The organism is Rhodococcus sp. JVH1 (genome assembly GCF_000280725.2).
In the GTDB taxonomy this organism is placed as follows: domain Bacteria; phylum Actinomycetota; class Actinomycetes; order Mycobacteriales; family Mycobacteriaceae; genus Rhodococcus_F; species Rhodococcus_F jostii_A.
The window spans coordinates 1,813,140-1,823,648 of the sequence record NZ_CP166289.1 but is presented as its reverse complement, the minus strand read 5'-3'; the positions used below and the strand labels follow the sequence as shown (position 1 = coordinate 1,823,648).

The following is a 10,509-nucleotide window of genomic DNA, read 5'->3' as shown; positions in this document are numbered from 1 at the left end:
ACTGCCGTCGTGACACTCAACGCCCTGGACGAGTCCGCTCTGGAGAAAGAGCTGTTGACCTGCACGCCGTCGCGGACCTGGGCAATCGCGGTGCTGTCGGCACGCCCGTACGCCGACCGTGAGGACCTCCTCGCGGCGGCAGCGGCCGCGTGGCGGTCCATGACACTCGATGACGTCGCGGCGGCACTGGAGAACTACCTTCCGCTCTCGGACCCTCCCGACTCGGCTCATGCCGCCGCCGAGCACGGTGCACTCGTCGCCAGTTCGGCCGGGAGACTCACCCTCCTGCGCCGGCGGGAGTCCCGGTATCGCGCTCGGTTCGGCTTTCCGGTGGTCATCGCGGCGAAGGGGCTCACCCTCGACCGCATCCTGGCGGAGATCGACCGAAGAGTGACCAACGACCGAGCCGACGAGTTGGCTGTCGCCGCGCGCCACATGGTCGCGATCGGAGAGGGGAGGATCGCGACGTTGATCGCGAGGTGTGAAGAGCCGGGGTGAACTGCGATACATTCGAGCCGATGATCAGGACTGTCGAAGCGAGTACCCGGGCACCGGCCGGCCGGTGGTACGACAGCTTCCATGCAGCGGCCGCCGTCCTGGAGGCATTCGGGTACGACTCGTCGGACGCCGGCAGGTGTGTGGCGGTGGTGTCGACGGATCTCGGTGTCTGGGTGTTCGAGGGCGACCCGCGGTCGACGGTCGACGCGTTCGTTCACGCCGTGGGGCGGGCGATCGTCGCCGGCGGGCAGGCGTTCGTGCTGGGATGCGCCGGGGTGACCGGGGTCGATCAGCGGGTCGTCCGGACCCTCCGGGTTCCCGACGGCGACAGGATGGCGGCGGCCGCGGCGCTGGCGCGTGAACTCGTCGACGACCCGCAGCCTCTGATCAGAACAGCACCGGGTCGTCGAAACCCGGAGTGTGTTCGAGGGCCAGCAGTTCGCGCTTGGTGAGGGTGCCGCCGCCGGCGGAGAAGCCGCCCACCTGCCCGCCTGCGGCGAGGACGCGATGGCACGGGATCACGATCGGCAGCGGGTTGCGGCCGAGGGCTTGACCGACGGCCTGCGCGGCCCCCGGCTTGCCGAGTTCCGCCGCGATGTCGCCGTAGGTGAGTGTGGTGCCCGGGTCGATCGCGCGTGCGATGTCGTAGACGGTGCAGTCGAATTCGGGGACTCCCTCGAAATCGAGGTCGATCCACCGCAGATCGTCGAGTGCGCCGCCCAGATGTTCGCGTATCCCGTCGATGGCCCGCTGGACCGGTGCCGGCGGCTGGTGCTCCACCGCATCCGGGAAGCAGTGTTCGAGACGCTGCCGGGTGGATTCGGGTGAACCTTCGGGCAATTGCACACCCACGATCCCGGCGGCCCGCCATGCGATGGCGCAGGTGCCGAGGGCCGTGTCGAACAGGGCGATTCCTGTGGTCACCAATCCAGTATGCCTCCCACATCTGACGTTCACCTTCCGTTGACCACGGTTGGACATCCTCGAAGCTCGCCGACCGAGGAGATGTTTTCGTGTATCTGTCCCGCCGTACCCTGCTCCGCTCCACCGCACTCGGGTTGCTGGCCGTGCCCGCTGCCGCGTGCTCCGACTCCGGCAGCACGGGTCCGGCGCTGGTCCGTGAACGACCCACCCTGACGCACGGTGTCGCGACCGGGGACGTGCGGGCCGACGGTGCGCTCGTCTGGGCGAGGTCCGACCGTCCCGCCACGATGATCGTGGAGACCTCGGCCACCGAGTCCTTCACCGACCCGGTGCGATTCGTGGGTGGACTGCTCACCCCGGACACGGACGGCACCGGACGGCTGCGAGTGACCGGACTACCCGCCGGGCAGCAGGTGCACTTCCGGGTGACCCTCGAAGGTGACGACGGCGCCACCTCGGAGGCGGTGACGGGTGTCTTCCGTACCGCTCCGAGCGCCGCAGGCGACATCCGGTTGCAGTGGTCCGGGGATACGGCGGGTCAGGGATACGGCATCAACCCGGACATCGGAGGAATGCGGATCTTCGACACGATGGCCGCGCGCGACCCGCACCTGTTCCTGCACTCGGGCGACGTCGTGTACGCCGACGGTCCGCTGAAGGAGTCCGTCACGCTGCCGGACGGACGCGTGTGGCGGAACACGGTCAGCGAGGCGAAGAGCGCGGTCGCGCAGACGTTGGACCAGTACCGCGGCCAGTACGCGTACAACCTCACCGACGACAACTACCGCAGGTTCAATTCCTCTGTGGCGCAGATCGTTCAGTGGGACGATCACGAGACCGTCAACAACTGGTACCCCGGTGAGGTCCTCGACCTCGACGCATACACGGAGAAGAACGTGGACGTGCTGGCGCAGAGGGCATTCCAGGCGTACCATGAGTGGCTGCCGGTGGAGCCGGCCGACGGGGTCGACGGTCGCGTGTACCGCAAGATCGGGTACGGCCCACTGCTCGACGTGTTCGTCCTCGACATGCGCACCTACAAGGACGCGAACGGGGTCAACACCGGTGCGGCCGGGCAGATTCTCGGTGCGGCCCAGAAGGACTGGCTGATCCGGGAACTCGGTACGTCGACGGCGACGTGGAAGATCATCGCCAACGACCTCCCGCTCGGCGTTGTGGTCCCGGACGGCGACACCGCGTTCGAGGGCGTCGCGAACGGGGAGCCCGGTCAGCCGTCGGGCCGGGAATCCGAGATCGCCCAGGTGCTGTCGGCGATCAAGGCGGGACGGATCACCGGGACGGTGTGGCTCACCGCGGACGTGCACTACACCGCCGCGCACCGGTACTCGCCCGACCGCGCCGCGTACAAGGATTTCGACGAGTTCTGGGAGTTCGTCTCCGGTCCACTCAACGCGGGCGGCTTCGGTCCCAACGACCTCGACGCCACGTTCGGCCCCGAGGCCGTGTTCGTGCACGCGCCGCCCGCACCCAACTCGTCGCCGCTCGACGGATACCAGCACTTCGGTGAGGTGTTCATCGACGGGCAGACGTCGGAGTTGCGGGTGGACCTCCTTGACGCGGCCGGGACGGTGCTGTTCAGTCAACTGCTGCCGCCGCCGGTGCGCTGATCGTCTGGAGAAGGCCAGTGCGGATCTTCTGGACTGCTCGACTGGTCGGGAAAGATCCCACCGAGTGGGGCGCCGATGCGGAACTGCTCCAGGCGAAACAAGCCCGTACCTCCCTCTTTGGGGCCGTAGCGCGCGACCGCTGCGGCCAGGAGGGCCATGCATGCGAGGGTGGTCAGTGTCGTCATGGATTCGAGCTTCGCTAGAACTGGCTTTGAGTTGAATAGCCAAGAGGTTGATACTGGACTGCATGATGACTCGCGTACTCGGTGCACGCTCCCTGGCCAGGGACCTCGGTAACTGGCAAGACGACAGCGGCCGCCGGTCGGCGGCGCGGCCCGCCTACCGGGCGCTGGCCGACGGGATCCGGTTACTCGTGCACGACGGCCGCATCCCGCTGGGGGTCGCGTTGCCGAGCGAGCGCGAACTGGCGTCGATGCTGGAGTTGAGCCGGACCACGATCACGTCGTCGTATTCGGTGCTCCGGGACGAGGGGTATCTCATCAGCCGTCAGGGGTCGCGCAGCACCGTCGCGCTGCCGCTGGGGGCACGGCAGAACGGGCTGATGTTCCGGGCGCACCAGCCCGGTTCCGACAGCTCGGTGGTCGACCTCAGCTACGCCGCGATGGCCGCGCCGGCGGAAGCGGTCGAGCAGGCCTACTCCTATGCATTGCAATCGCTTCCGCAATTCCTGCCCACTCACGGGATGGAGCCGGTGGGGATCGGCGCGTTGCGGGACGTCATCGCGGCGCGTTACCGGGCGCGCGGGCTGGAGACCTCGCCCGAGCAGATCATGGTCACCTCCGGCGCTCAGCATGCGCTGCGACTGCTCCTCAACGTGCTCACTGCGCCGGGGGAGCGGGTGCTGGTCGATCACCCCACGTACCCCAACGCGCTGGAGGCGATCCGCAGGGTCGGTGCGCGTCCGGTCCCGGTTCCCGTCCGTCCGGAAGGCGGGGCCTCCGGGGCGTGGGATCTCGACGGAATCCGCAGCGCCGCCCGGCAGACCGCGGCCCGGATGGCGTACCTGATCCCGGACTTCCACAACCCCACCGGACTGTGCCTCGACGCGTCCGGGCGGGCCGAACTGGCGCGGATCGCGCGCGACACCCGCATGACACTGGTGGTGGACGAGACCATGGTCGACCTGTGGCTGGACGAACCGTCACCGGGGCCGGTCGCGGCGCACGGCAGGGGCGCCGCGAAGTCGGAGGTCGTGACGATCGGGTCGGCGGCGAAGTCGTTCTGGGGCGGGCTGCGCGTCGGCTGGATTCGCGCCGATCCGGCGCTGATCACCCGGCTCGCCGGGGCGCGGGCCGCGGTCGATCTGGGCACGCCGGTGATGGACCAGCTCGCGGCGGCACATCTGCTGTCCGACGACGAACTCGTCCTCGCCCGGCGCCGGGCGGAACTGCGGGAACAGCGGGGCGCGATGCTCGACGCTCTCGCCGACCGCCTGCCGGACTGGGTCCCGACCATCGGTTCGGGAGGAATGTCGCTGTGGCTATGCATGCCCGCACCGGTGTCGACGGCGCTGGCCGCGACGGCCCCCAACTTCGGGGTGCTGCTGGCGGCGGGACCGCGGTTCGGGGTGGAGGGCGCGTTCGAGCGGTTCGTCCGGCTCCCGTACGCGCGGACGTCCGACGAACTGCGTCGCGGTGTCGACTGCATCGCGGCAGCGTACGAGACGCTGGCCGTCGACCGAGAGCTCACGGAACCGTCCCTCGTCGTCTGAGCACGTGAGTGGCGAAGCGTGCCGGAACACGCCTCGCCACTCACGTGGGGGTCAGGTCCAGACGGTGTCGATGTCGACGCCTTCGCGGGCAGGCGGGGTGGGTGCGCCGGCCGGGGTGCGGGAGAACCGCGGCGCCGGGGCGTGCTGCGTGACGCCGTCGAGGTCGATCAGCGATCCGCGGGCGGCGATGTGCTCGTTGGACGGCGCCTCCGCGAACGTCAGCACGGGCGACACGCAGGCATCGGTGCCGAGGAAGATGGCCGCCCACTCGTCGCGGGTCTTCGACAGGAACTTCTCGGCGAAGACCTTCTTCATCTGCGGCCACGCCGAGATGTCCATCTGCTGAGGGAGTTCGGCGGGGTCGAGTTCGAGGCCCTGCAACAGCAGAGCGTAGAACTGCGGCTCGATCGAGCCGACGGCCATGTACTTGCCGTCGGACGTCTCGTAGGTGTCGTAGAACGGCGCGCCGGTGTCGAGCAGGTTGACACCCCGCTCGTCGGACCAGACGCCGCGGCCGCGGAACGCCCACATCATGTGCGACAGGGCCAGCGCGCCGTCGACCATGGCCGCATCGACGACCTGGCCCTTGCCGGACGTTTGGCGCTCCACCAGCGCCGACAGGATCCCGAAGATCAGGAACATCGAACCGCCGCCGAAGTCGCCGACCATGTTCAGCGGCGGCACGGGACGCTCACCCTTGCGGCCGATGGCGTGCAGGACCCCGGTCAGCGAGATGTAGTTGATGTCGTGCCCGGCCGCGCTGGCCAGCGGACCCTCCTGGCCCCAGCCCGTCATCCGTCCGTACACGAGTCGCTCGTTGCGCCCGAGGCAGACGTCCGGGCCCAGGCCCATACGCTCGGTGACACCGGGGCGGAAGCCCTCGATCACGACGTCCGCGCGCTCGATCAGACCGAGAACCTTCTCCACCTGCTCGGGGTCCTTCAGATTGGCCTCGACGACGCGACGACCCCGCTGGATCTGGTCGTACGGGCCGTCCGGCGGAATCACTCCGGGACGCTGGACGCACACCACGTCGGCGCCGAGATCGGCCAGGAGGGCGGCGGCGTGCGGGCCCGGTCCGAGGCCTGCGAATTCGACGACGCGAATGCCCGCGAGGGGGCCCTTCTTCTCTGTAACTGGAGCAGACACGCGAGTTCCTCATTCCGGTACGAGACAACCTGTCGAATCGACGTTAACTTGCGACCCTCGGTCCGTGTGCCCCGGGTCACGGGATACCGCCGTCGGTGAGCCCGCGCTCTTGCCTGCCCGCGGGTGCGCGGGGCACAGTTGATTCATGAGTTTTCAGGGTGAGCTCGTGAGTTTCGTGGCCAGCACCGATCTGGACGTCTCGGAGATGTTCTACGTGGAGACCCTGGGGCTGACGCTCGTCTCACGGGACGAGTTCGCGTTGGCCCTCGATTGCAACGGCTCCCTGCTCCGGGTCACGCTGGTGCAGGCGAAGGCCGACACCGGGTACACGGTGCTGGGGTGGAAGGTCGGCGACCTGAACAAGGTCGTCGAAACACTGCGCAGCAAGGGCATCGAGTTCACCGAGTACCCGGGCATGGATCAGGACGAGCACGCCGCCTGGCGCGCCCCGGACGGCATCCGCGTCGCGTGGTTCCGGGACCCGCACGGCAACGTGCTGTCGCTCTTCGAGGATCCGAACTGACCGGCGTCAGCGGCGGGCCGCACCGCGGCCGGCGAGCAGTGCCTCGGTGGCGTCCCACAACCGCGCGGCGAGTTCGGCGTCACGTGCGTCCTTGCTCGGCTGAACAACCTTGCAGCCCTTGACGTATTCGCCGGTGAACTTGCCGCTCTCCGTCGCGGTGGCGGTCCAGACCACCGTGTCCGCTGCCTTCGCGACGTCCGACGCGAACGGGGTCAGGAGTGTCCCCACCACCTGGTAGCCGAACAGACCCCGCCCGAGGGAGGTGCCGCGGACGAACCCGGGGTCGGCGCAATTGACGACCAGCCTCGCAGGATCGGACCGGCGCGCCAACTCGCGGGTGAACAGGGTCAGGGCGAGTTTGGAGTTGTTGTACGCACGCTGGCCGTGGAACGTGTCCTTCGTGCCGTCGAGGTCGTCGAAGTCGAGGTGCCCACCGCGATGTCCCGACGAGCTGACGTCGACGATGCGTGCCGGGTGCCGGTAACCGGCGGCGTCGGCGGTCGACGCCTGCGCCATCGCCGGAGCCAGCGACGTCGCCAGCACGAACGGCGCGAGGTAGTTCACGGCGAACATCTCTTCGACGCCGTCCACCGTCAGTTGACGATGCCCCACGTCGATGCCCGCGTTGTTCACCAGCACATCGATCCGCGGGAACCGGTGCAGCAGTTCCTCGGACAGCCTGCGCGCACGGTCGAGCGAGGACAGGTCGGCGAGCGCCGAGTTCAGCCGGTCGCGGTCGGTGTTCTCGGACAGTTCGGCGATCACCGCGTCGATCCTGTCCTGGTCCCGGCCGACCAGAACGACGGTGGCCCCGCGGCGTGCGAGTTGGCGGCAGGTCTCCAGGCCGAGCCCCGAGGTGGCACCGGTGACCACCATGGTGCGGCCTGCGAGATCGTTCGACTCGGTCATTCTCGCCTCCCGAATGCAGGTCTCTACGAGACTAGGGCAACCGGGAGGGTCGCACCATGGAACGAAAACACCGCGAATCCGCCCGCGACTGCCGCCGGCTAGCGTCGGTGCTCGTACCCCAGCCAGGCGCGTCGACGCTCACCGAGCGGATCGTTCTCCACCCGGCTCGTGGCGTCGATGATGAGCGTCTCGCGGCGCTCCGGCGAGTACCGGGGCCATCCGGGTGCCGGGGTCCCGTGCCGGGCGAAATGCAGCCAGTGCGACTGAACGGTGTCGGTGACGGCCAGCAACCCGCGGCGGCCCCCGAACGCGGTGAGCAGCCGCGCCCACGGCCCGGTCAGCCCGAACACCGCGTACATCTCCGTCGCGTGAGTGGCGCCCAATCCGAGGATGTGAAGCAACCGGGGTGCGAAGTCGTACCGGTAACTGTAGGTCGGTGCGACGGTCGTGTGACCCTGCGCGCACAGGACGGACGGTTCCCAGAACGTCACGTCGCCGCCGAGGTCCGCGGCCGCACGCCTCCCGGGATAACCGGGGTAGGCGGCGATGGCCCGTTCCTTCACCGACGCGTCCACGTGCGAGAACATCTTGTCGATCCGGGTGGGATCGGTGGGCAGAATGTTCAGGAACCGGGGAAAGACCCTGCCCTCGTGACGGTTCGTGCCGATGATCAGCGGAACCGGGTGCCCGGAACCGGACGCGAAGCAGTCGAGCGGATGCGTGGGAAGGAAGAAGCCGTCGACAACGGGCGCGAACGCGCGGGTTCCCGGTTCTTCATCGGCGCCCCGGCGCGCCAGTGTCGTCCCCGCTTCGACGAAGCCGGCGGGGTCGGCGGTCTCGAGCCACGTCGCGGCCTCGGAGAGCGGGACCCCGGCGATCTCGAGGAATTCGCGCGACCACCGCGCGGCCCGCTCGGGGTGGTACGCGGACGCCACCGGTGGGCTCTCCGCGATGGCCTGCGCGAACAGGCCTTTCGCGGCGGGGGTGGTCATGAGTGTGGTGACGGCGTTGGCGCCCGCGGATTCGCCGAAGACGGTGACGTTGTCGGGGTCGCCGCCGAATTCGGCGATGTTGCGCTGCACCCATTCGAGTGCGGCGACCTGGTCGCGGAGTCCGAGGTTGGAGTCGAAAGGTCGTTCGGGGGTGGAGAATTGGGTGAAATCGAGGTATCCGAGCGATCCGAGGCGGTAGTTGATCGACACGTACACGATGTCGCCGCGGCGGACCAGCGATTCGCCGCTGTAGAGCGACGAGGACGAGGTCCCCCCGGAGTAGGCGCCGCCGTGGATGAACACCATCACGGGTCGCGGCGACTCGGATGTGGACCCGGGTGCGAGCACGTTGAGCGTGAGACAGTCCTCGTCGGTCTCGTCACCCTGCGGGGCGGGGGACCCGAAGTGGAAGGCCCGCCGGACCCCCGACCACGGTGCGACCGGTTGCGGGGCCCGCAACCGCAGCGGCCCGACCGGGGGAGCGGCGTAGGGAATCCCACGCCATGCGGTCAGGTCGTCGATCCGGCGTCCTCCGACGGCGCCGGCTTCGGTGTGGACCTCGAGAGCGCTCACAGGCCCTGCCCGTAATAGCCCCGGTACCCCTGCCAGGCCAGCCTGCGCTCCCGGCGCGGATCGTCCTGGACGGTGGTGACGGTGTCGAACACGAGTGTTGCCCTCCTGTCGGTGTCGTACTTCGGCCACGACGCCAACGGTGTTCCCTGCGAGGCGAAGTGCAGCCAGTGTCGCTGTACGGTGTCCGTCACGTCCTTGAGTCCGCGACGACCGCCCGGCAGGGTGAGGCCGCGGCCGATCAGGGTGTCGGCGATGTCGAACACCGCGAACAACTCGAATCCGTGTGTGGCGTCCAGTCCGAGCCATTTCATGGCGCGCGGAGCGAAGTCGAAACGATAGCTGAAGGTGGGGGCGAACGCGCAGTGGGCCTCGGCCAGTTCGATCGACGGCTTCCAGAACGTGAGATCGCCGCCCAGGTCGGTGGCCGCGTCCGGCGCCGGGTAGCCGGGATACGTGGCGGTGACGCGGGCCTCGGCGCCGGGGTCGGTGAGTGCGAACATCCGCCCGATCCGGTCGGGGTCGGTCGGCAGCGCGTCGAGGAGTTTCGGGAACAGGGTGCCCTCGCGGGCGTTGGTACCGATGATCAGCGGAACCCGGTGCGCCGAGCCGTCGGCGAACGCGTCGAGCGGAGGCTTCGGCAGGAAGTCGCCGTCGATCACGGGTCCGAACGGGTGCAGTCCCGGCGTCTCCGACAGCACCTTCGCGCCGAGACGATTTCCGGCCCTGCCCAGTGCGCCGACCGGTGACGAGGCGAGGGCCTCTGCGGCGGTGTCCGGTTCGGCCCCGAGCAGCGTCACGTAGTCGGATGCCCACCGGGCGGCGCGGTCGGCGGTGGTGACGAGGCCGGGGGCGGAACTCTCCGAGATCGCCCGCGCGAACAGTCCTTTCGCGGCGGGGGTGGTCATGAGTGTGGTGACGGCGTTGGCGCCCGCGGATTCGCCGAAGACGGTGACGTTGTCGGGGTCGCCGCCGAATTCGGCGATGTTGCGTTGCACCCATTCGAGTGCGGCGACCTGGTCTCGGAGTCCGAGGTTGGAGTCGAAAGGTCTTTCGGGGGTGGAGAATTGGGTGAAGTCGAGGTATCCGAGCGATCCGAGGCGGTAGTTGATCGACACGTACACGATGTCGCCGCGGCGGACCAGCGACTGTCCGCCGTAGAGCGCGGTGGCCGACATGCCCAGCGTGTACGCGCCGCCGTGGATGAACACCATCACCGGGCGCGCCCCGGATGTGCCGGGCGTGGCCAGCACGTTGAGAGTCAAGCAATTCTCGCTGGACGGCTGATACTTGCCCGGACGGAGTGCGGTGAACTTCTTGTGCTGCACAGCGGCGTCGCCGAAGTCGGTGGCATCGAGCTCGCCGGACCACGGCGTGACCGGCTGGGGTGCGCGAAACCGCAGCGGCCCGACCGGGGGCGCCGCGTAGGGAATTCCCCGCCACGCGACCAGGTCGCCGACGCGCCGGCCGCGGACCACCCCTGCGGTCGTCCTCACCAGCGTGTCGGTCGTGAGAGTGTCAGACGCCATGTCCGAAACTATACGGAGATCACCTGAGAGGGCGTTCAGGTCCGCCGGCGGCGCT

11 protein-coding genes are annotated in these 10,509 nt (G+C 68.9%); 5 read left to right on the top strand and 6 right to left on the bottom strand.

All coding sequences use genetic code 11. From position 1 onward, the window contains the following. Positions 1-9 precede the first annotated feature (9 nt). A complete protein-coding gene (locus JVH1_RS08570; RefSeq protein WP_371112958.1) occupies positions 10-498 on the top strand; it encodes a 2-oxo-4-hydroxy-4-carboxy-5-ureidoimidazoline decarboxylase in 489 nt (162 codons plus the stop codon). A gap of 20 nt (positions 499-518) precedes the next feature. Continuing rightward, positions 519-950, top strand: coding sequence for a racemase (locus JVH1_RS08565; protein WP_083849871.1), 432 nt, complete (start codon positions 519-521; stop codon positions 948-950). Here the strand turns inward: JVH1_RS08565 and JVH1_RS08560 are convergent. Then, positions 886-1,479 (bottom strand): methylated-DNA--[protein]-cysteine S-methyltransferase, encoded by a 594-nt coding sequence (locus tag JVH1_RS08560; RefSeq protein ID WP_371112957.1) that lies wholly within the window; start codon positions 1,477-1,479, stop codon positions 886-888. The two genes, JVH1_RS08565 and JVH1_RS08560, sit on opposite strands and share 65 nt — an antisense overlap. 32 nt (positions 1,480-1,511) lie before the next feature. Between JVH1_RS08560 and JVH1_RS08555 the strand changes: the two genes are divergently transcribed. Continuing rightward, positions 1,512-3,050, top strand: coding sequence for an alkaline phosphatase (locus JVH1_RS08555; RefSeq protein ID WP_009478820.1), 1,539 nt, complete (start codon positions 1,512-1,514; stop codon positions 3,048-3,050). Here JVH1_RS08555 and JVH1_RS08550 read toward each other — a convergent pair. Then, a complete protein-coding gene (locus JVH1_RS08550; RefSeq protein WP_009478821.1) occupies positions 3,023-3,235 on the bottom strand; it encodes a hypothetical protein in 213 nt (70 codons plus the stop codon). The genes JVH1_RS08555 and JVH1_RS08550 overlap by 28 nt on opposite strands. A gap of 62 nt (positions 3,236-3,297) precedes the next feature. Here JVH1_RS08550 and JVH1_RS08545 point away from each other — a divergent pair, with 62 nt between their 5' ends. After that, positions 3,298-4,782, top strand: a complete 1,485-nt coding sequence (locus JVH1_RS08545) for a PLP-dependent aminotransferase family protein (protein WP_009478822.1) — start codon at positions 3,298-3,300, stop codon at positions 4,780-4,782. A 51-nt stretch (positions 4,783-4,833) separates the two neighbouring features. Here the strand turns inward: JVH1_RS08545 and JVH1_RS08540 are convergent, their stop codons facing one another. Next, positions 4,834-5,931, bottom strand: coding sequence for a CaiB/BaiF CoA-transferase family protein (locus JVH1_RS08540; RefSeq protein ID WP_009478823.1), 1,098 nt, complete (start codon positions 5,929-5,931; stop codon positions 4,834-4,836). 145 nt (positions 5,932-6,076) lie between these two features. On the opposite strand from JVH1_RS08540, the gene JVH1_RS08535 reads away from it, so the two are divergent. Next, positions 6,077-6,454 carry a VOC family protein gene (locus JVH1_RS08535; protein WP_009478824.1) on the top strand — a complete coding sequence of 126 codons (378 nt, stop codon included), beginning with the start codon at positions 6,077-6,079 and terminating at the stop codon, positions 6,452-6,454. Between the two features lie 6 nt (positions 6,455-6,460). On the opposite strand, the gene JVH1_RS08530 is transcribed toward JVH1_RS08535, so the two are convergent. The 3 genes from JVH1_RS08530 to JVH1_RS08520 all read right to left on the bottom strand — a co-directional run bounded on the left by JVH1_RS08530 (position 6,461) and on the right by JVH1_RS08520 (position 10,454). After that, positions 6,461-7,363, bottom strand: a complete 903-nt coding sequence (locus tag JVH1_RS08530) for an SDR family oxidoreductase (protein ID WP_009478825.1) — start codon at positions 7,361-7,363, stop codon at positions 6,461-6,463. 98 nt (positions 7,364-7,461) lie between these two features. Then, positions 7,462-8,928 carry a carboxylesterase/lipase family protein gene (locus JVH1_RS08525; RefSeq protein WP_011597728.1) on the bottom strand — a complete coding sequence of 489 codons (1,467 nt, stop codon included), beginning with the start codon at positions 8,926-8,928 and terminating at the stop codon, positions 7,462-7,464. After that, on the bottom strand, positions 8,925-10,454 hold the full coding sequence (locus tag JVH1_RS08520; protein ID WP_043781738.1) for a carboxylesterase/lipase family protein: 1,530 nt from the start codon (positions 10,452-10,454) through the stop codon (positions 8,925-8,927). The genes JVH1_RS08525 and JVH1_RS08520 overlap by 4 nt, the downstream gene beginning before the upstream one ends. Positions 10,455-10,509: the final 55 nt, after the last annotated feature.

Bases quoted from the DNA above. Each gene is read 5' to 3' on its own strand.
- JVH1_RS08535 (WP_009478824.1), top strand. From the start codon at position 6,077: ATGAGTTTTCAGGGTGAGCTCGTGAGTTTCGTGGCCAGCACCGATCTG.
- JVH1_RS08520 (WP_043781738.1), bottom strand. From the start codon at position 10,454: ATGGCGTCTGACACTCTCACGACCGACACGCTGGTGAGGACGACCGCA.
- JVH1_RS08530 (WP_009478825.1), bottom strand. From the start codon at position 7,363: ATGACCGAGTCGAACGATCTCGCAGGCCGCACCATGGTGGTCACCGGT.
- JVH1_RS08545 (WP_009478822.1), top strand. From the start codon at position 3,298: ATGATGACTCGCGTACTCGGTGCACGCTCCCTGGCCAGGGACCTCGGT.
- JVH1_RS08550 (WP_009478821.1), bottom strand. From the start codon at position 3,235: ATGACGACACTGACCACCCTCGCATGCATGGCCCTCCTGGCCGCAGCG.
- JVH1_RS08560 (WP_371112957.1), bottom strand. From the start codon at position 1,479: ATGTCCAACCGTGGTCAACGGAAGGTGAACGTCAGATGTGGGAGGCAT.
- JVH1_RS08565 (WP_083849871.1), top strand. From the start codon at position 519: ATGATCAGGACTGTCGAAGCGAGTACCCGGGCACCGGCCGGCCGGTGG.